This window comes from Pseudomonas sp. LF-5 (genome assembly GCF_037626295.1).
Classification (GTDB): domain Bacteria; phylum Pseudomonadota; class Gammaproteobacteria; order Pseudomonadales; family Pseudomonadaceae; genus Aquipseudomonas; species Aquipseudomonas monsensis.
Map to the genome: position 1 here is coordinate 245805 of NZ_JARKMT010000002.1, position 20484 is coordinate 266288.

At 59.9% G+C, this 20484-nt stretch carries 17 protein-coding genes; 4 read left to right on the top strand and 13 right to left on the bottom strand.

The window, feature by feature from the left end:
- Positions 1-45 precede the first annotated feature (45 nt).
- Positions 46-960 (top strand): LysR family transcriptional regulator, encoded by a 915-nt coding sequence (locus tag PseuLF5_RS08270; protein ID WP_128614982.1) that lies wholly within the window; start codon positions 46-48, stop codon positions 958-960.
- A 30-nt stretch (positions 961-990) separates the two neighbouring features.
- Here the strand turns inward: PseuLF5_RS08270 and PseuLF5_RS08275 are convergent, their stop codons facing one another.
- The 9 genes from PseuLF5_RS08275 to PseuLF5_RS08315 all read right to left on the bottom strand — a co-directional run bounded on the left by PseuLF5_RS08275 (position 991) and on the right by PseuLF5_RS08315 (position 8632).
- Positions 991-1467 (bottom strand): DoxX family protein, encoded by a 477-nt coding sequence (locus tag PseuLF5_RS08275; protein WP_123465288.1) that lies wholly within the window; start codon positions 1465-1467, stop codon positions 991-993.
- Positions 1464-2222, bottom strand: a complete 759-nt coding sequence (locus PseuLF5_RS08280) for an HvfC/BufC N-terminal domain-containing protein (RefSeq protein ID WP_340133340.1) — start codon at positions 2220-2222, stop codon at positions 1464-1466. Before PseuLF5_RS08280 ends, PseuLF5_RS08275 begins: the two co-directional genes overlap by 4 nt.
- The gene (bufB, locus tag PseuLF5_RS08285) at positions 2219-3106 is read right to left on the bottom strand and encodes an MNIO family bufferin maturase (protein WP_222833521.1); all 888 of its coding nucleotides are present in this window, start codon (positions 3104-3106) and stop codon (positions 2219-2221) included. Before bufB ends, PseuLF5_RS08280 begins: the two co-directional genes overlap by 4 nt.
- A gap of 25 nt (positions 3107-3131) precedes the next feature.
- Positions 3132-3437, bottom strand: coding sequence for a BufA1 family periplasmic bufferin-type metallophore (locus PseuLF5_RS08290; RefSeq protein WP_123465294.1), 306 nt, complete (start codon positions 3435-3437; stop codon positions 3132-3134).
- A 194-nt stretch (positions 3438-3631) separates the two neighbouring features.
- Positions 3632-4333 (bottom strand): ABC transporter ATP-binding protein, encoded by a 702-nt coding sequence (locus PseuLF5_RS08295; RefSeq protein WP_003222380.1) that lies wholly within the window; start codon positions 4331-4333, stop codon positions 3632-3634.
- Positions 4334-5101 (bottom strand): high-affinity branched-chain amino acid ABC transporter ATP-binding protein LivG, encoded by a 768-nt coding sequence (gene livG / locus PseuLF5_RS08300; protein WP_123465296.1) that lies wholly within the window; start codon positions 5099-5101, stop codon positions 4334-4336.
- Entirely contained in the window at positions 5098-6354 is a 1257-nt protein-coding gene (locus PseuLF5_RS08305) for a high-affinity branched-chain amino acid ABC transporter permease LivM (protein WP_123465298.1), read from the bottom strand. Before PseuLF5_RS08305 ends, livG begins: the two co-directional genes overlap by 4 nt.
- Positions 6351-7274 (bottom strand): high-affinity branched-chain amino acid ABC transporter permease LivH, encoded by a 924-nt coding sequence (gene livH / locus PseuLF5_RS08310; protein WP_123465300.1) that lies wholly within the window; start codon positions 7272-7274, stop codon positions 6351-6353. The genes PseuLF5_RS08305 and livH overlap by 4 nt, the downstream gene beginning before the upstream one ends.
- Before the next feature lie 230 nt (positions 7275-7504).
- Positions 7505-8632 (bottom strand): branched-chain amino acid ABC transporter substrate-binding protein, encoded by a 1128-nt coding sequence (locus PseuLF5_RS08315; RefSeq protein WP_123465302.1) that lies wholly within the window; start codon positions 8630-8632, stop codon positions 7505-7507.
- Between the two features lie 352 nt (positions 8633-8984).
- On the opposite strand from PseuLF5_RS08315, the gene PseuLF5_RS08320 reads away from it, so the two are divergent.
- Positions 8985-9290: a DUF2288 domain-containing protein gene (locus PseuLF5_RS08320; RefSeq protein ID WP_123465304.1), complete on the top strand. Its 306-nt coding sequence runs from the start codon at positions 8985-8987 to the stop codon at positions 9288-9290.
- Between the two features lie 318 nt (positions 9291-9608).
- Here the strand turns inward: PseuLF5_RS08320 and PseuLF5_RS08325 are convergent, their stop codons facing one another.
- The gene (locus PseuLF5_RS08325) at positions 9609-11807 is read right to left on the bottom strand and encodes a hypothetical protein (protein ID WP_340133341.1); all 2199 of its coding nucleotides are present in this window, start codon (positions 11805-11807) and stop codon (positions 9609-9611) included.
- A gap of 198 nt (positions 11808-12005) precedes the next feature.
- Between PseuLF5_RS08325 and PseuLF5_RS08330 the strand changes: the two genes are divergently transcribed.
- Entirely contained in the window at positions 12006-12899 is an 894-nt protein-coding gene (locus tag PseuLF5_RS08330) for an NAD(P)-dependent oxidoreductase (RefSeq protein WP_429541336.1), read from the top strand.
- On the opposite strand, the gene PseuLF5_RS08335 is transcribed toward PseuLF5_RS08330, so the two are convergent.
- Together PseuLF5_RS08335 and PseuLF5_RS08340 are read right to left on the bottom strand one after the other, a co-directional pair.
- Complete coding sequence (locus tag PseuLF5_RS08335) at positions 12790-15072, bottom strand: putative bifunctional diguanylate cyclase/phosphodiesterase (RefSeq protein ID WP_340133343.1); 2283 nt, start codon at positions 15070-15072, stop codon at positions 12790-12792. The two genes, PseuLF5_RS08330 and PseuLF5_RS08335, sit on opposite strands and share 110 nt — an antisense overlap.
- Positions 15073-15221: 149 nt before the next feature.
- Entirely contained in the window at positions 15222-15590 is a 369-nt protein-coding gene (locus PseuLF5_RS08340; protein ID WP_007918504.1) for a YkgJ family cysteine cluster protein, read from the bottom strand.
- Between the two features lie 301 nt (positions 15591-15891).
- Between PseuLF5_RS08340 and PseuLF5_RS08345 the strand changes: the two genes are divergently transcribed.
- Positions 15892-17241, top strand: a complete 1350-nt coding sequence (locus tag PseuLF5_RS08345; RefSeq protein ID WP_123465312.1) for a spinster family MFS transporter — start codon at positions 15892-15894, stop codon at positions 17239-17241.
- 182 nt (positions 17242-17423) lie between these two features.
- Here PseuLF5_RS08345 and rapA read toward each other — a convergent pair whose 3' ends face one another.
- Entirely contained in the window at positions 17424-20270 is a 2847-nt protein-coding gene (gene rapA / locus PseuLF5_RS08350; protein ID WP_123465313.1) for an RNA polymerase-associated protein RapA, read from the bottom strand.
- Between the last annotated feature and the right edge of the window lie 214 nt (positions 20271-20484).

Here is a 20484-nt window from a genome sequence, read left to right on the forward strand (position 1 = left end):
AAGCGCGCTAATGGGCAACCTTTGGTTTTCAAATGGAAACAATCCATGAGCGAAATGGATGATCTGGCGGCGTTTGCGGTGTTGATCGAGGCCGGCAGTTTTACCTTGGCGGCGCAGCAATTGGGTTGCAGCAAGGGGCAGCTGTCCAAACGCATCAGCCAACTGGAAGCGCGATTTTCCGTGGTGCTGCTGCAGCGCACCACGCGCCGCCTGAGCCTGACTGCCGCGGGCGCAGCGTTATTGCCGCAGGCCCAGGCGCTTGTGGTTCAGGTCGAGCGAGCGCGTCAGGCCCTGGCGCGGCTGAAAGACGACATGGCCGGTCCGGTGCGGATGACAGTGCCGGTGTCGCTGGGGGAAACCTTCTTCGATGGCTTGCTGCTGGAGTTTTCCCAGCAGTACCCCGAGGTGCAGATCGAGTTGGAGCTGAACAACAGCTACCGTGATCTGTCGCGCGACGGCTTCGATCTGGCGATCCGCAGTGAAGTGGCCAACGACGAGCGACTGGTGGCGAAACCCTTGTTGGCCTGGCAGGAGATGACCTGCGCGAGCCCCGCCTATCTCGAGCGGTTCGGCGAACCGCTGACGCCCCAGGCGCTGGCCGATCATCGTTGCCTGCTCAACAGCCATTACAGCGGTCGCGAAGAATGGTTGTATCACCAGCAACACGAATTGCAGCGGGTGCGGGTGTCGGGACCGTTCGCCAGCAACCATTACAACCTGCTCAAGAAAGCCGCACTCAGCGGGGCGGGCATCGCCCGGTTACCTTCGTACCTGTTGCAGGCGGAATTGGCTGACGGGCGATTGCGCTGGCTCCTGCGCGATTTTCAGACTCGACGCATGCCGATGTACCTGGTGCACCCTTATCAGGGCGGTCTGCCGAAACGCACGCAAGTGCTGGCGGACTATCTGATGGGCTGGTTCAAGCGCAGTGGCGAGGCGCTGGATCGCCTGCCGAAATAGCTTTGCAATTCATTTCCAGTGAGATTCTGCTCAGCGCGAAAAGTGGCGGGCGATCAGATGGTCAATCGACAGCTTGCCCGGCCCGGTCGTCATCAGGTACAGCAACACGGCCGCCCAGGTGCCGTGGGTCGGATAGGCATCTGGATACACGAACAGTTGAATGGTCAGGGTCATGCCCAACAGCGCCAGCGCCGAAAACCGCGTAGCGAAGCCGACCAGGATCAGCACCGGGAAGAAGTGTTCGGCAAACGCGGCCAGGTGCGCGGCGACATCCGGCGACAGTAACGGTACGTGATATTCACTTTTGAACAGCGCAATGGTCGAGTCCGCCAGGCGTGGCCAGCCGAATTGAAACGTGCCGTCGATCAGGTCAATGGCCAACCCTTCGACCTTGGTCTGCCCGGACTTCCAGAACACCGCCGCAATCGAGAAACGCGCAATGAAGGCGATCAGGCTGTGGGGGATTTTCTCCAGCAGGGCGATGGCGCGGGTGATGAGGTTGTTCATGGCGATTCCTTGTTTTTCAGGTGGACGATGGCGTTGCGGGCAATCAACAGCGCGAGGGTGTGGCTGAGGTCGAACGGCGGGCTGTTTTGCGCGGACAGCAACAGCGGTTGGTCATTGAGCAGGTGACGCAGAAACACACTGGCGCCGGGTTCGACGGCAAACACCTCGACGTCGAGGCCGTTGCGCAGCACCAAGGCGTGCTGCCCGTGCCGGGTGTCGATACCGGTCAGCGTCGCATCACCCTGATGCGCAGCCCAGATCGCAACCACGGCGTAGTGCGAGTCCAGCAAGTGCAGCGACGGATGAAGCTTGAAGCGCAGGTCGCTCAGCGCAGTCGGATCGGCGAGTGCCGCGGTGATCTGCTCCGGGCGCACGGGCAGTGCATCGGCGGCGTGGTAGGCGCGGGTGCGCAGGCGTTCGAGCCGTGCGACGTCGGCCAGATACGGCACGCTCGCTGCCGGCTCGAATGCGTCGAGGAAGGCTGGCAGCGCTTCGCCGTAGCGACTCATCAACGGGGTTTCTGGCGGGTGTTGTTGTACGAAAACAGCGGCCATGGCGCGGAAAAAATCCTCGCCGACCAATTGCTGCACCACCGGATAGCTGTCCGCCAACGCGTTGATCAGCGAACTCTGCACATTGTTGCGATACACCGAAAACCGACTGGCCGGATCGGCCCCGTTGGCACTGCACAGCCCATCGGGGCAGGGCAATTGCGGGTCGAGTAGCGTGGCAGCAAAAGCCGCTTGATGACTCATGACCGGACTCCCGCGCCGAGCAGTATTTCGTCGGCCTGCCGTGCCTCGGCCAGCAGCACATTGAAGGCCGGGACCTGATTGTCACGTTCGATCAGCGTCGCCACCGGGCCGATACGCTCCAGCGCTTGTCGGTACAAGGTCCAAACGGCTTGATCAACCGGCGCTCCGTGATCGTCGATCAGCAAGCGGTCACCGAGGCTGTCGCAATCCTCGGCAAACCCGGCCAGATGAATCTCACCGACGGCGTGCAGTGGCAGCGCGTTGAGGTAGGCCTGCGGATCGCGTTGATGGTTGATGCAAGAGACGTAGACGTTGTTGACGTCGAGCAGCAAGCCACAGCCGCTGCGACGGATGACTTCACTGATGAAGTCGGCTTCGTCGAGGGTCGAGTGTTGGAAGGCCAGATAGGTCGCCGGATTTTCCAGCAGCATCGGGCGTTTGAGGGTGTTCTGCACCTGGTCGATATGCGCGCAGACGCGGTTCAGCGTCGGCGTATCGTAGGCCAGTGGCAGCAGGTCATTGAGGAACACCGGGCCGTGGCTCGACCAGGCCAGGTGTTCGGAAAAGGATTGGGGTTGATAACGCTCGATCAGCCCGGCCAGACGCTTGAGGTGCTCTGTGTCCAGTGGCCCTTCGGCACCGATGGACAGGCCGACGCCGTGCAGCGACAGCGGATACTGTTCGCGGATCAAACCGAGAAAATGATGAAACGGACCGCCGTCCACCATGTAGTTTTCGGCGTGGACTTCGAAGAAGCCGAGGTCCGGTAGTGAGCCGAGCACTTCACGAAAGTGCCCGGTCTTGAGCCCCAGCCCGGCACGGGGCGGGAGCCCGGGGAGGGCTGCCTGAGTGCGGGGTGGGACAGGTTCGTCGAGGGTGAACATGATCGTCACTCAGGCAGGCCGCAGGTCAGGACTTGGCTTTGAACGCTTCCATCTGACCGAAGCCGGTCGGCGAGGTCTTGCTTTCGGTGGTGGCGCAGGTGCCTTTCGGAACCAGTTTCCAGGCGTTGGCCTGGTAGTCCATTTTCGACGTGCCGGCACAGGTGGTGCCTGCACCAGCGGCGCAATCGTTTTTGCCTTTCAAGGCCACGCCGAAGCATTTTTCCATGTCAGCGTCAGCGGCGTGGACGGTCGATACGGCGGCGATGCTGAGGGCGGAACCGAGGGCCAGAACCAGGGCGGTGGCGGACAGGGTGCGGGTGGTAGCAGTCATGATGTTTCTCCAGATTTGAACTTGGGTTTTGCAAGCAAAGTGCGCTTGCTTGTCCCTCTAGAGAAACGAGGTGGCGTTGCGTTACAGCTCACTCAAAATCTTTTTGAAAAAACGCAAAACCCTGTAGGAGGACTTGAAGATCGAGCAGGCACAAAAAAACGGCCCGAAGGCCGTTTTTTATTTGGCGAAACACATCAACCGCCGAGGTACGCCTCGCGTACTTTCGGGTCGGTCAGCAGCGCTTCACCGGTGCCTTGCATCACCACCCGGCCGTTCTCCAGAACATAGGCACGGTCGGCGATTTTCAGCGCCTGGTTGGCGTTCTGCTCGACCAGGAACACCGTCACACCGTCCTTGCGCAGCTGTTCGATGATGTCGAAGATCTGCTGGATGATGATCGGCGCCAGGCCCAGCGAGGGCTCGTCGAGCAGCAGCAGTTTCGGCTTGCTCATCAGCGCCCGGCCGATGGCGAGCATCTGCTGTTCGCCGCCGGACATGGTGCCGCCGCGCTGGTTGAAGCGTTCTTTCAGGCGCGGGAACAGGCCGAGGACCTTGTCCATTTGCTCCTGATAGTCGCCCTTGTCGGTGAAGAAGCCGCCCATGGACAGGTTTTCTTCAACGGTCAGACGGGCGAACACCCGACGACCTTCCGGCACCACTGCGATGCTCTTGCGCATGATCTGCGACGAATCCTGGCCGACCAGCTCCTCACCCATGTAGCGGATGCTGCCGCTGTGCGCCTGCGGTGAACCGCAGAGCGTCATCAGCAGCGTGGACTTGCCGGCCCCGTTGGCGCCGATCAGGGTCACGATCTCGCCCTGGCGGACTTCGACGTTGACGCTGTGCAGGGCCTGGATCTTGCCGTAGAAGGTGGAAACGTTTTCGAACTGCAGCATTTACGCTTCCCCCAGGTAGGCTTTGATCACTTCAGGATTATCGCGGATCTGTTCCGGCGTACCGTCGGCCAGAGGCGTGCCCTGGTTGATCACGACGATGTGGTCGGAAATGCTCATGACCAGTTTCATGTCGTGTTCGATCAGCAGCACGGTGACGTTGTGCTCTTCCCGCAACACGCTGATCAGCGCCTTGAGATCTTCGGTTTCCTTCGGGTTCAGACCGGCCGCCGGTTCGTCGAGCATGAGGATCCGCGGACGGGTCATCATGCAGCGGGCGATTTCCAGACGCCGTTGCTGACCGTAGGCCAGGGTCCCGGCGGTACGGTTGGCGAACTCTTTGAGGTTGACCTTTTCCAGCCAGTACTCGGCAAACTCCATCGCCTCGCGCTCGCTCTTGCGAAACGCCGGGGTCTTGAACAGGCCGGACAGGAAGTTGGTGTTCAAGTGACGGTGCTGGGCGATCAACAGGTTCTCGACCGCGGTCATTTCCTTGAACAAACGCACGTTCTGGAAAGTGCGCACCACGCCTTTGAGGGCGATCTTGTGGCCCGGCAAGCCCTGAATCGGCTCGCCGTCCAAAAGGATGCTGCCGCCGGTAGGCTGATAGAAACCGGTCAGGCAGTTGAACACGGTGGTCTTGCCCGCGCCGTTCGGCCCGATCAAGGCAACCACCTGTTTTTCCTTGACGGTCAGGGCCACGCCATTGACCGCCAGCAAGCCGCCGAAGCGCATGCTCAGGTTTTCGACTTTAAGAATCTCGCGGCTCATTTTCGCAACTCCATGTGTGGGCGTTGCATCGGCAGCAGACCTTGTGGACGCCAGATCATCATCAATACCATCAGGGCACCGAACATCAACATGCGGTACTCGCTGAACTCACGCATCATTTCCGGCAACAGGATCATCACCACGGCCGCGAGAATCACGCCCAGTTGTGAGCCCATGCCACCCAGCACGACGATGGCGAGGATGATCGCCGACTCGATGAAGGTGAACGATTCCGGGGTTACCAGACCCTGACGGGCGGCGAAGAAGCTGCCGGCGAAACCGGCGAAGCTCGCACCGAGGGTGAAGGCCGACAGCTTGATCACGGTCGGATTCAGACCCAGTGCACGGCAAGCGATTTCATCTTCACGCAGCGCTTCCCACGCACGGCCGATTGGCATGCGCAGCAGACGGTTGATGATGAACAGCGCCGCTAGCGCCAGCAACAACGCAACCAGGTAGAGGAAAATCACCTTGTTGATCGAGTTGTATTCGAGGCCGAAGTACTCGTGGAACGTCTGCAGACCTTCCGCCGCCTTACGTTCGAAGGTCAGGCCGAAGAACGTCGGTTTCTCGATATTGCTGATGCCGTTCGGGCCACCCGTGATATCGGTCAGGTTACGCAGGAACAGACGGATGATCTCGCCGAAACCGAGGGTCACGATCGCCAGATAGTCACCGCGCAGACGCAACACCGGGAAGCCCAGCAGGAAGCCGAACGTCGCCGCCATCAGGCCGGCAATCGGCAGGCAGATCCAGAAGCTCAGGCCGTAGTAGTGCGACAGCAGCGCGTAGCTGTAGGCGCCGACGGCGTAGAAGCCGACGTAACCGAGGTCGAGCAGACCGGCCAGTCCCACGACGATGTTCAGACCGAGGCCGAGCATCACGTAGATCAGGATCAGCGTGGCGATGTCCACCGCGCCACGCGAACCGAAGAACGGCCACACCAGCGCACCGATGATCAGCGCAATGATGAAGTAGCGTTGGGTGGTCGGCAGGGTCAGGAAGTTACTCGCCTTGGCCGGGATCAGCGGCAAGCCTGGCGAGGATTTCCACGCCTTGCTGATCTGCTGGTTGAACAGCACCCGCAGGAACATCAGCACCGAGCAGATGGCGATGGTCGCCAGAATCATCGGGCTGGTGTTATGCACTTCGAGGTTGATGCCGACGATGGTCAGTTTCAGACCGAGTACCGGGTAGGCCACGGCCCACACCAGCAAGGCACTGAACAGTGCCTGTTTAAGATTCCTAGTCATACTTTCTCAACCTCCGGACGGCCCAGAATGCCGGTCGGACGGAACAACAGCACCAGAACCAACAAGCCGAAAGCCACGACGTCCTTGTACTGGTCGCCGAAGATATCGGCACCAAAGGCTTCCGCCACCCCAAGCACCAACCCGCCGAGCATGGCGCCGGGGATGCTGCCGATGCCGCCGAGTACTGCCGCGGTGAAGGCTTTGAGGCCGACGAGGAAACCGGCGTTCGGGTTGATCACACCGTATTGCATGCTCAGCAGCACAGCCGCGATGGCCGCCAGCGCAGCACCAATGACGAAGGTCAGGGCGATGATGTTGTTGGTGTTGATGCCCAGCAGGTTGGCCATCTTGATGTCTTCGGCGCAGGCGCGGCAGGCGCGACCCAGGCGAGAACGGGAGATGAACAGCGTCAGGCCGAGCATGGCGACCAGGGTCACCACGAACACCACGATTTGCATGTAGGAAATCAGCACTTCATGTGCGCCACCTGGCCCGATGGAGAAGTTGCCGGGGATCAGGTTGGGGATGGATTTGTCCTTGGAGTCTTGCGCCAGCAGCACCGTGTTCTGCAGGAAGATCGACATACCGATGGCGGAGATCAGCGGGATCAGACGGTTGCTGCCGCGCAGGGGGCGGTAGGCGATCCGTTCGATGCTGTAACCGTAGGAACTTGTCACGACGATGCTCGCGATGAAAGCTGCGGTCATCAACAGCGGGACGTTGTCGATTCCCATCATGGCCAGCCCGGCGATGGCGATGAACGCCACGTAGGAGCCGATCATGTACACCTCGCCGTGGGCGAAGTTGATCATTCCAATGATGCCGTAAACCATCGTATAGCCGATGGCAATCAGGGCATACGTGCTGCCAATGGTCAGACCATTAACCAGCTGCTGGAAGAAGTGATAGAGGTCAGGCATTACAACGCTCCTAAAAACCTGATACGCATTTCACTGGTGGAGTCATTTTCCCGCCCGGCCCCGTGGATCTGTATCCACTTCGAATCCGGGTTTTGCCAGCGAACCGCTGATGACGGTTTTGAGATTTTCAGGTGGGGAGACTGGCGGATCACGCCAGCGCGGCCCATACATTCGTAAAACAAAGCCCACGGCACGCCGTGGGCTTTATTGGCAGTCAGTCAGGGCGCGCCTTACTGAGGCGAAGCTTCAGTTTTCGGTTTGCCGAAGTGCCACTCGTAAACCACAAACTTGAAGTCCTTCAGGTCGCCCTTGGCGTCGAAGCTCAGGTCGCCAGTCGGGGTTTTGAAGGTGCCGGCGTGAATGGCTTCGGCCACTTTGGCAGTGTCTTCGGATTTGGCTGCGGTGATACCGCCGGCAATCACTTCAACCGCCGAGTAGGAAGGGAACACGAACGGGCCGCTCGGGTCTTCTTTCTTCGCCTTGAATGCATCTGCCAGGGCGACGTTGGCCGGATCCTGGTCGAAGGATTTCGGCAGGGTTACCAGCAGACCTTCGGAAGCGTCTTTGGCGATCTGCGAAATGGAGTCGTTACCCACGCCTTCCGGACCCATGAACTTGGCTTTCAGGCCTTTTTCCTGGGATTGACGCAGGATCAGACCCAGCTCCGGGTGGTAGCCGCCGTAGTAAACGAAGTCGACGTTGGCTTGCTTGAGTTTGGCGATGATCGAGGAGAAGTCCTTGTCGCCGGCGTTGACGCCTTCGAACACGGCGACTTTCACGCCTTTCTTCTCGAGGGTAGCTTTAACGGCGGTGGCGATGCCTTCACCGTATTGCTGTTTGTCGTGCAGGACGGCAACGACTTTCGGTTTCACGTGATCGGCAATGTAGTTACCGGCGGCAGGGCCCTGGGCGCTGTCCAGACCGATAGTACGGAAGACCATTTTGTAACCACGGGCGGTGATGTCCGGGCTGGTGGCAGCCGGGGTGATCATGATCACGCCTTCGTCTTCGTAGATGTCCGAAGCCGGTTGAGTGGAGCTGGAGCACAGGTGACCGACCACGAACTTGATGCCGTCGTTGACGACCTTGTTCGCGACCGCTACGGCTTGTTTCGGATCGCAGGCGTCATCGTATTCAACGGCTTCGAGTTTCTTGCCGTCGACGCCGCCCTTGGCGTTGATCTGCTCGATGGCCATTTTCGCGCCACTGAACTGCATGTCGCCGTATTGGGCTACTGGACCGGTCTTTGGACCGGCGATACCGATTTTGATGGTGTCAGCTGCGAACGAATGGCTGGCAACCCCGGCCAGAACCATAGCGGCAAACAGTTTGGAAATCTGCTTAGTAGCCTTAGTCATAGTGCTCCACTCTTACTGTTGTATTTTTTTAGAGTCCTGGCGCCGTAGCAGCAGAACCGGGTCAGATATCTTTGCGATACCCTCCGGAAATGCCCCCGGCAACTGTACCGGTACAGTGTAGAGCGCCGGTTGTTAGCCTGGGAAGCGGGCGCCGAGGGGCAAAACTTGAGGGTGTCGCATTTTTGAATGAAAAAGACAGAATTGCGGCGGGGCGATCGTGGGCATATAGCTCAATCAGCAGCATTCCCTGGCGTTCCTGCTCTTTTCGTTCGGTGCAGCCCTTTGCAACCGGGTTTTTCTGGCGGACCACCGACGTTATCATTCGCGCCGATTTCTTTTCCGGACAGTTCCCATGAATCAAGAACCTAGCACCCTCTATGCCAAGCTGCTTGGTGAAACCGCATCTATTACCTGGAAAGAGTTGGAGCCGTTCTTTGCCAAGGGTGCCCTATTGTGGGTCGACCCTGACCTGGATTTGATCGCTGCCGCCGAGGCCGTGGCCTCGGACGATGGCGAGAAAGTGGCTGCCTGGCTGGCCGAAGACAAGGTCGGCAAGCTGTCTGAAACGCGGGCGCTGGATATTTTCGAGCGCGATCCCGAGATGTGGGCGGTGGTGGTTCGGCCGTGGATTCTGGTCCAGGAAAGGGCGCGCAGTTGAATGCGTGCACCTCGGTGGTGCGCGTTGCCGCCGGGGAAAAGTGTGTAGTGGAGTAGCGTGATGGCAGGTTGCCGTAGAGAAATGCCACAAGCGGGGGTGGCATCACGGTGACGTAAACGTAACGGGAACAGTTTAGTAAGCAGCCTAACGGCTGCTTAATTGTTTCTGGATGTTGGGAGGCGTGAGTTTTTGCGCTGTTGTCATGGCCTCATCGCTGGCAAGCCAGCTCCCACAGGGTCCGAGTGAACACAACTAATGTGAACACCACAAATCCTGTGGGAGCTGGCTTGCCAGCGATTGAGGCGACTCGGTTCTGGATCAGACCGAGTAAGTCTTCCCCGTATGGTTATTGAGGGAAATAACCTTGGTCTTGCCGATCCGGTGACGGTAGATCTCGCGCAGGTACTTGATCGACTTTTTCACGCAATCCCGTGACAGGCGAATGTCATTGATCGAGACAAACTTGTCCTTGTCGTTGATCAGCTCGCGGTACTTCTTCTCGTACATCGGTTTGATCGCATACCAGTTGGTGTCGAGGATCTTCGCCGGGTTTTCGAACTCGTTGAGCAGATCGTCGATGCGGTCTTCGTCGAAATCCTCGTGGATGATGAAGTCGAGGATCGAGTTGTCGAGGGTCTCGTCGAAGCGGTACGGGTTCTTCGCGAAGCAACGCTTGATGAACGCCACGATCAACGTCAGGAAGTCGTCCGACAGGCACGGGCTCTTGGCGATCAAAGTGGTCAGCGACAGGTTGGCCGAGGCGCCGATCACCAGCGCGTAACGCTTGAGCGTGGTGTTGGGGAACAGGCTGTTGAGGTGGGTCTTCAACCGGTTCAGGTCCATGTACGACAGTTTGTAGTCTTTGGGCAGCGAGACAATCGAGACCACCGACGAGCAGTTCTTGAAGAAGTGCAGGTCGTGCAGGGCGGCGGCGTCGTAGCCGGAATTCTTGTACTGCTCCAGCGACGCACGATAGCGCTTGGACTCGATCGGCAGCAGGCTGATGCCCTCGATCGCCTGGGTGACCTTGTTGAAATGCGGCAGGTCGATCGAGCGGAAGAACAGGTCGTCGATGTTCAGGCGCTGCGGCTCTTTGTCGAACACCTTGAACTTGTCGCTGCTCGGCGGCGGAGTTTCCGGCACTACCGATTCGGCGTAGGCGATCGCCACCGGGCCGGCCAGGCTCATGAACAGGTCGTTGGCGTCGAGGCGAATGGTTTCGCCGATGTCGATGCCGGCACGACGGAAGTAGTTCTGGTCGTAGTCGGTGGTCACCGCCTGCGCCGTCAGAATGTTGAAGATCTGCTGCGAGATGTACTGATTGGCGTGCTTCTCCATCGCATTGACATCAATGTTCTGGATGTTGCCGTCATCGCTTTCTTCGGCGTAACGCATGATGTCGTTGGAGATCAGCATCATCGCGTTCCATGGACGGATACGGCCCATGACGCTGGCTTCGCTGCTGTCTTCGTTGGCGAAGTTGTAGGAGAAATCCCATTCTTCCGACAGGTATTTGCACAGCAGGCGTCCGGCGTTGATGTGCAGCGCCTCGGACATTTCACTGCGGTGGTCGGAAATGTTCGGCAGCACGCAGATGCCACTGGTAAAGATCGGCTCGAACACAAACGAATGGCCGCTCTTGCCGTCGTGCTCGTCCATCGGCTTGGTGTCGAACGTCTTGTTCATGTACGAGTGCTGCTGGGCCAGGCCGAACTCCGAAGCCATGCCCGAACCGGTACCGCCGCCGGCGCTGAAAATCGAGAAATACAGACGCGACTGGTTGGCCTTGATGCCGCAGCTGTCGATCAGGTACGAGTGGATCATTTTCCAGTCGGGGCTGGAGAAACGCTGGGTGTCCTTGTTGAGGATGATCTTCGCCAGGTACTGGCCGAGGATCGGCGCGTTACCGGCGCCACCGGCGTGGACTTCGGACAAGTCCATGATTTTCATTTTGCTGTAGTCGCGCAGGAAGCCGCTTTTCTCGCCTTTGCGCGAAAAACGGATGCGCCCGGCGATGTCCTTGTCGAGGTCGCCGAGCATCACCAACGGTTCTACCAGGAACACCGGTTTGGTGGATTTGTTCGGGCCGATCCGCAGGTTCTGCTTGATCCACTGGGCCGGGCTGTAGCCCTTGTCGGCCAGACGCCGATCCGCCGCGCGGTCTTCGTTGTTGAATTCGTTGAGGTAGAACTTGCGCGCGTTGTACACCAGCTCCGCGACGTCGAGGGCAATGTTCGAGCCGCAGCGACCGAGGCCGATCAGGCACACCGAAGGGAATTCCTGGTCGTTGTGCTGTTCGTTGTCGCCTTCCAGGTGCGGTGGGCGCGGGAACACCAGGTCGCGCAAGCCGTCGAGGTTGTCGAGGATGCGGTCGGTGTTGGTTTCGGTGAAGTACAGGTATTGCTGGGTCGACAGCGGGCGCGACGGGACCGCTGGCTTTGACGATGACGGGCTGTTGGCAGCGTGGCTCAACGTCAGATCGGAGACCGCAGTGGCAGGATTGTTTTTAGAAGTCATTGGGCGCCATATACCTGGACTGGTTTGGCCCGCTGACCGATGTCAGCGGGCCTCACGGAATAAGATCTCGCGTCTTTTGTGCGCGAATTGAGCCCGAGCGTCAGGCTTCTGGCCTGACTGTCGCTGGGGGGAATCCTTTCCTGATCGTTGATGAATCGGCCATTATTCGGCGATCTTTAATCGAAAAGAGGCAAAGTGATGTCAATGCTACCTTCGTTGGGGGTCGCCGGAATCGGTCTGATGGGGCTGCCCATGTGTCGGCGTCTGTTGGCGGCGGGTTACCCGCTGACCGTGTGGAATCGCAACCCGGACAAGTGCGCGCCATTGGTTGAAGCCGGTGCGCGACAGGTAGCGAGCCCCGCTGAACTGTGCGAACACGCCGACGTGGTGATGCTGTGTCTGGCGGATACGGCGGTGGTTCGCGCAGTGGTGTTTGGCCCGGCGGGTGTCGCCGAAGGCGCGAAAAAAGGCCAGTTGCTGGTGGACTTTTCCAGCCTTGAACCGACCGCCACGCGCGAGATGGCGGCAGAGCTGGTGGAGAAAACCGGCATGAGCTGGCTGGACTCACCGGTGTCCGGCGGCGTGGTCGGTGCCGAGGCGGGCAGCCTGGCGATCATGGTCGGTGGCGCTGCGGCCGATCTTCAGCGCGTACGCCCGGTGTTGCTCAACCTCGGTCAGCGGGTTACGCACATGGGTGGCATCGGTGCCGGGCAGGTGACCAAGGCCTGCAACCAGATGATTGTTGCCTGCAACGCGCTGGTGATTGCCGAAGTGGTGGCGCTCGCCGAACACGCGGGCGTCGATGCGAGCCTGATCGCTGAAGCGCTGGCCGGCGGTTTTGCCGATTCGAAACCGTTGCAGATCCTCGCCCCGCAAATGGCGGAAAGCCGTTTCGAACCGATCAAATGGCACGTGCGCACGCTGCTCAAGGATCTTGATACCGCCGTCAAATTCTCCCGCGAACAGGGTTCGGCGACGCCAATCAGCGGATTGGCCGCACAACTGATGCGCCTGCATGGGGCGCAAGGCTATTTGGCGCAGGATCCAGCGACACTGGTGCAAATGTACCGCGCGCCAGAATCAGCGGATTGACCGCGTGGGGCGGCGTGCGTTGATTGATTTCCTCGAGCACCGGACGTAATTCGTCCAGCGGCACCGGGCGGCTGAGCAGGTAACCCTGAATGAAATCGCAGCCCGAGCGTTCAAGGAATTCGTACTGCTCCAGGCTTTCCACGCCCTCGGTCACCACCTGCAAATGCAGGGTGTGCGCCATGACAATGATCGCCTGGACGATCTCCATGTCGGCGGTCGCCGTGGGAATGTCGAGGATGAACGAGCGGTCGATCTTCAGCGTGTTGAGCGGCAGGCGCTTGAGGTAGGCCAGCGAGGAGTAGCCGGTGCCGAAGTCGTCAATCGACAGTGAGACGCCAAGCGCGCGGATCTGCCTCAGCAATACCAGGGTGTTGGCAATGTTGCCCATCAGGGCGTTTTCGGTGACTTCCAGTTCCAGCCGTTCCGGCGCCACCCCGGCGGTGCGTAATGCACTTTCGATTTCCATGGCCAGTTCTTCACGGGCGAGGTTGAGCGGTGAGCAGTTCCAGGCAATTTTCAGTTCTTCGCAGCCATGCCGCGACAATTCACCCAGGTCCTTGCAGGCCCGGCGCAGCACCCAATTATCCAGCTCGGCAATCAGGCCGTTATTTTCAGCGATGGAGATAAAGCGATCCGGGGTCAGCAAGCCGTGCAGAGGATGTTGCCAGCGGATCAGCGCTTCCAGTTTGGTGACACGGCCGGTTTTCAGTTCGAAGATCGGTTGGTAATAGAGCGTCAGACCGTTTTCTTCGCGCAGGGCATGGCGCAGTTCTTCTTCCAGTTGCAGCTCGAAACTGGCGCGGGTCTTGAGGTTGGAACTGAAAAAGTGCAGGCCATTACGTCCCGCGCCTTTGGATTGATACAACGCCAGATCGGCGTGCTTGAGCAGTTCCTCGCAGGTGGTGCCATCCTCCGGAAACAGACTGATGCCAATGCTGGTGGTCATCACCATGCGGCGTCCAGCCAGTTCGATCGGCTCTTTCATCTTGAGCATGATGCGCTGGGCCATATTGCGGGCTTCTTCGCGATCACGAAGGCCGATCAGGATGCAGAACTCGTCGCCGCCAAAACGCGCGACCACGTCTTCATGGCTGCGCACCGAGCCTTTGATGTGCTGGGCGATAACCTTGAGCAGTTCGTCACCGGCGTCATGGCCGAGGCTGTCGTTGATCCGTTTGAAGTGGTCGATGTCGAGAAACATCACCGCGAGCATGCCGCCCTCAGTGGTTTTCTGGCAGAGCTTTTCGGCAAAGATCTGGTTGAAACCGCGACGGTTGATCAGGTTGGTCAGGGCATCGTAGTTGGCCGCTTGCTGCAGCGACATGCGCGCCTGATCGAGCTGGCTGAGCAGGGCGTTGAGCCGGCGCAGGTCCTCTTCCTTGTTCTGCAGTTTCTTGTCGGCCAGCGCCGCACTGATCGCACTGCCAAGGATCAGCAAGGTAATCAGCGCGACGGTGAGGCCCAGCTGCAGATGGTTGGTTTGGGCTGCCGGTATCGGCTGGCCGCTTTCGGGCAAGACCAGATTCAGCGCCGCCATGGCGGTGAAATGCATGCTGAAAATGCCGGCGCCGAGGAGCAGCGCGGCGCTGTACCTGAGCATCTGATGGAACAGGCCACTGCCTTCACGCAAATAACCGGCGACCCACAATGCGGCGAAACTGGCGCCGATGGCGATGGCGATCGACAACACGAACAGCGTCGGTTGGTAGTAGGCGGTGGCGTTCGATTTCATCGCCGCCATGCCGACGTAATGCATGCCGGCCATGCCCAGACCGATGAGGATGGCGGTTTTCAGATACCGCACCAGACTGGTCTGCGCTTCGCTCAACGTGTACATGGCCAGCCACGAGGCGAGCAGGGCGATCAGCAAGGAAAACAGGGTAATCGGCAGGTCGTAATGGATTTCGATCGGTGCCTGAAACGCCAGCATGCCGATGAAGTGCATGGCCCAGATGCCGCCGGCCAGGCACGTCGCGCCGATCCAGCGCCAAAGGCGTTGCGAGCGTGGATCTTCGGCATGGACGACGCGCTCGGCCATGTCGAGGGTGGCAAAACTCGCGGCGCTGGCGACCAGATAGGCCACCAGCACCAGCAGGGGATTATGTGTGCAATCGAGGATGACCTGCCCGCGATCCGGCAGCTCGGTAACAAACTGCAAACCAAGCCACTCCATAGCATGCCCCGTCTCTGAAGTCGTCCCGAGTAAGCGTTGAACGCAGCTGAATGTCAGGAGTATAGAGGCCGATTTCGGGGTGCAAGCGGTAGTGGCACATTGGCGCTAATGATTTTGGCATTAGCGTCATAGCGATTAGCGCTAAAAGCTTAAGCGATCTGTTCGAAAGGGATTTGCGCCCAGTCGGGTTGCAGGGGCGGCAAGCCGAAACGCGCGCGGGCCTTATCGCAATCGACATTCTGCTCGCCATTTTCCCATGACGACTCAAATTCGCGGCAGGGGCTGGAGCGCAGTTCATAAATCGAGCACTTCACCTCGCTGCCGACTTCACCGACCAACGCCGTGCAGCGCGGCGATTTGCAGTCGGTGCCGTTCATCGCCACCCGACTGGGGCTGATCTGTGTGACCAGCTCATCAGGCACCGTGCCACCTGAAGATGAGCACTCACCCCAAAAGAACGACACGCGAAAATGGGAACAGCAGGCACCGCAATTCAGACACGGACTGACTTCAGACATGGGCGAGGGTATCAAAGGGATTGATCGGGAGATCCGGACGGATCCGGCGGCCATTCTAGGCTTTGCCACAAACTTGGGAAGGGGGGTGCGAAAGTATTTTTTTGTGCCAGGATTTTGCCGCAAAAGCCCCGGTTTTCGGGGGATTGCAGGCTTATCAAGGGCTTACGTTTCGTTACAGTGCCATGGCCCGATATCAGGCAGACGAATGATCACAGACAGGCCAGTCCGCGCTGACTAGATTGCAGGTTCCGGGCTCGGATGCGGTGGCAGTGAAGCCCTATAACAATAAAGAGACGGACCCATGCAGAACTCGACCCAAGCGGCGAATGCCTGGCGCATTCTGTTCCTGCTGTTCCTGGCCAACCTGTTCAATTTCTTCGACCGCACCATTCCGGCGATCATCATCGAACCGATCCGCATGGAATGGCACCTCAGTGACTTTCAACTGGGCATTGTCGGTACCGCATTCACCATTGTTTACGCGATTGCCGGGCTGCCACTGGGGCGCATGGCGGACACCGGTTCGCGCAGCAAACTGATGGGCTGGGGCCTGGCGACCTGGAGCGCGCTGACCGCGGTCAACGGTCTGGTCGGCAGTTTCTGGAGTTTTCTGATCGTGCGCATGGGCATCGGCATTGGCGAGGCCAGTTATGCGCCGGCGGCCAACTCGCTGATCGGTGACCTGTTTCCGGCCCATCGTCGGGCGCGGGCGATGGGCATTTTCATGCTCGGTCTGCCGCTCGGCTTGCTCTTGGCGTTCTTCACCATCGGCGCGATGGTCAAGGCGTTCGACAGTTGGCGCGCGCCGTTCTTTATTGCCGCCGTACCGGGGCTGATCCTGGCGATTTTCATGTTCTTCATTAAAGAGCCGAAGCGCGGTGCGGCGGAAACCGTGCAAGTCTCGCAGGAGAAAGTCGACAAGCCGATCCGCCGGATTCTGGCGGTGCCGACTTTTCTCTGGCTGGTCATGGCCGGGTTGTGCTTCAACTTCGCGACGTACGCCTGCAACTCGTTTCTGGTGCCGATGCTGCAGCGCTATTTCCTCATGCCGTTGCAGGAAGCGGCGGTGGCCACCGGGATGATCGTTGGCGTCACCGGGTTAGTGGGGTTGACGCTGGGCGGCTGGATTGCCGACAAGATTCACCAGCGCGTGGCCAACGGGCGGCTGCTGTTTGCGGCGTTCAGCCTGATCATCTCGACCCTGTGCACGGCGTGGGCGCTGCATGCCGGGCGGATCGAGATTGGTGTGTTTGTCGCGGTGTTCAGTGTCGGTTGGCTGTTTGCCTACAACTTCTACACCTGCGTTTACACGGCGATTCAGGATGTGGTCGAGCCACGTCTGCGGGCGACGGCGATGGCATTGTTCTTTGCCGGGTTGTATCTGCTCGGCGGTGGTCTGGGGCCGGTGGTGGTCGGCGGGTTGTCGGATCATTTTGCGCATACCGCGATGTTGTCGGCGGGGGCGGAGCAGATGACCGAAGCGTTCAAGGCAGTCGGCCTGCATGATGCGATGTACCTGATTCCGGTGGCGCTGTTCTTGACCATGGTGTTTCTGTTTCTGGCGGCGCGGTGTTTTGTGCGGGATGCGAAGCGGATGAAGGAGGGGTTGGTGGCGGTGGTTGAGCCAGAGGTTGCAGCAGCGACTGCCTGACCGCTATCGCTGGCAAGCCAGCTCCCACAGGTTTTGTGGTGTTTACAGATTATGTGAACGACCCGATCACTGTGGGAGCTGGCTTGCCAGCGATGAAGCCATCAGCATCACCGGATAAATAACAGGCAAACAAAAAGGCCCGCATCGCTGCGGGCCTTCTTGTTTTCAGCAAGGAGGAGGGATTAACCCGCCACCAACACTCGGATCGCTTCCAGGCGCAACGCCGCTTTATCGAGCATCGCCAGACCCTGTTCACGCTGCTTGCGCAACGCATCCAGTTCGCTATCGCGCACGGACGGGTTGACCGCTTGCAACGCGGTCAGGCGCGCCAGTTCTTCATCGGTGTCGGCCGCCAGGCGGCGGCGGGCCTCGGCCACACGCTCGGCGTGACGCGGGGCGATCTTGTCTTCACCGGCGTTGATCCGTGGCGTCAGCTGATCGCGCTGGGCCTGGATGAACTTGTTGGCGCTGGCGCGTGGCACGCTTTCCAGCTGATCGTTCAGGGTTTCGAACGAGACCCGTGGCGACAGGTCGTTGCCGTTGGCGTCGAGCAGGCAGCGCAGGGCCGCTGGTGGCAGATAGCGGCCCAGTTGCAGCGAACGCGGGGCAACCACTTCGCTGACGTAAAGCAGCTCCAACAATACGGTGCCCGGTTTCAGCGCCTTGTTCTTGATCAGCGCGACGGCGGTATTGCCCATCGAACCGGACAGCACCAGGTCCATGCCGCCCTGCACCATCGGGTGTTCCCAGGTGATGAACTGCATGTCTTCACGCGACAGCGCCTGGTTGCGGTCGTAGGTGATGGTCACGCCTTCGTCGTCACCCAGCGGGAAACTGGCGTCGAGCATCTTTTCGCTCGGCTTGAGGATCAGGGCGTTTTCCGAATGGTCTTCGCTGTCGATGCCAAAGGCGTCGAACAGGGTTTCCATGTAGATCGGCAGGGCGAACTGATCGTCTTGCTCGAGGATCGCTTCGACCAGCGCATCACCTTCGCCAGCGCCACCGGAATTCAGCTCCAGCAGGCGGTCGCGACCGGTGTGCAGCTCTTCTTCCAGACGCTCGCGCTCGCTGCGCGCTTCGTCGATCAGCGCTTGCCACTCGCCGTCGTCGGCTTCTTCGAGCAGCGGCAGCAGGCGCGGGCCGAACTGATGCTGCAAGGCGTTGCCGGTCGGGCAGGTGTTGAGGAACGCGTTCAGCGCCTCGTTGTACCACTGGAACAGGCGCTCTTGCGGGCTGGTTTCCAGGTACGGCACGTGCAGTTCGATGATGTGCTTCTGGCCGATCCGGTCGAGACGACCGATCCGCTGCTCAAGCAGGTCCGGGTGCGACGGCAGATCGAACAGCACCAGGTGGTGCGCGAACTGGAAGTTGCGGCCTTCACTGCCGATTTCCGAACAGATCAGCACTTGCGCGCCAAACTCTTCGTCGGCGAAGTAGGCGGCGGCGCGGTCACGCTCGAGGATGTTCATGCCTTCATGGAACACCGTGGCCGGGATGCCGGAGCGCACGCGCAGGGCGTCTTCCAGGTCCATCGCGGTTTCGGCGTGGGCGCAGATCACCAGGACTTTGGTGCGCTTGAGCATTTTCAACTGATCGATCAGCCATTCGACGCGCGGGTCGAATTTCCACCAGCGTTCTTCTTCGCTGGCGTCCGGCTGGGCCTGGAAGCTGACTTCCGGGTACAGCTCGGCGTGATCGCCCAGCGGCAGTTCGAGGTATTCATCCGGGCATGGCAGCGGGTACGGGTGCAGTTTGCGCTCCGGGAACCCTTGCACGGCGGCGCGGGTGTTACGGAACAGCACGCGGCCGGTGCCGTGGCGGTCGAGCAATTCGCGCACGAGGCGGGCGCTGGCTTCGGTGTCGCCATCGTTGACGGCGGTCAGCAGGGCTTCACCCTCGTTGCCGAGGAAACCATGAATGGTCTTGTGCGCTTCTGGCGACAGGCGGCCCTTGTCGAGCAGTTCCTGGACGGCTTCGGCCACCGGGCGATAGTTGTCGCTCTCGGCGCGGAACGCGGCCAGGTCATGGAAACGGTTCGGGTCGAGCAGACGCAGGCGAGCGAAGTGGCTGTCCTGACCGAGCTGTTCCGGGGTTGCGGTCAACAGCAGCACGCCCGGAATGGTTTCTGCCAGTTGCTCGACCAGGGTGTATTCCGGGCTGGCCTTGTCTTCGTGCCAGACCAGGTGGTGGGCTTCGTCGACCACCAGCAGGTCCCAGCCGGCGGCGAACAGCGCGTCCTGGGCTTTCTCGTCTTCGACCAGCCACTCCAGCGCCACCAGCGCCAGTTGCGTGTCTTCGAACGGGTTGGAGGCATCGCTTTCGATGAAGCGCTCTTCGTCGAACAGCGCGACCTGCAGATTGAAGCGGCGGCGCATTTCCACCAGCCATTGGTGCTGGAGGTTTTCCGGCACCAGGATCAGTACACGGTTGGCACGGCCCGAGAGCAGTTGGCGATGGATCACCAGACCGGCTTCGATGGTTTTACCCAGGCCCACTTCGTCCGCCAGCAGAACGCGCGGGGCGATACGGTCGGCGACTTCACGGGCGATGTGCAACTGGTGCGCGATTGGCTGAGCACGAACGCCACCCAGGCCCCAGAGCGAGGACTGCAACTGGCGGCTGGTGTGTTCGAGGGTGTTGTAACGCAGGGAGAACCACGCCAACGGGTCGATCTGCCCGGCGAACAGACGGTCGCTGGCCAGACGGAACTGAATGAAGTTCGACAGCTGGGTTTCCGGCAGGGTAACTGCTTCGTTTTGCCCGTTGAGACCGTGATAGACCATCAACCCGTCGACGTCGTCGACTTGCTGTACGGTCATCTTCCAGCCTTCGAAGTGGGTGATGCTGTCACCCGGCGAGAACCGCACGCGGGTCAGGGGCGCATTCCGTAGCGCGTACTGGCGGGTTTCGCCAGTGGCCGGGTAAAGCACGGTCAACAAGCGGCCGTCCTGTGCCAGAACGGTGCCTAAACCAAGCTCTGCTTCGCTGTCACTGATCCAGCGTTGCCCCGGTTGATACTGCTGCGCCATGCTGCCTGACTCCCACCTTGAAAAAGCGGGCTATCTTAACGGAATGCGGGCTTAAGGGCCAAAGATTACTGGGTAGGCGCTGTGGCGGACGGCGATTTTTTAATCGTTGGGAACACTTGAGTTTTGTGGTGTCCGATTAAAAGATCGCAGCCTTCGGCAGCTCCTGCAGGTGCCAAGCGCGTCACAGATTTACGACGAGTGGCTCAAGGCGCCT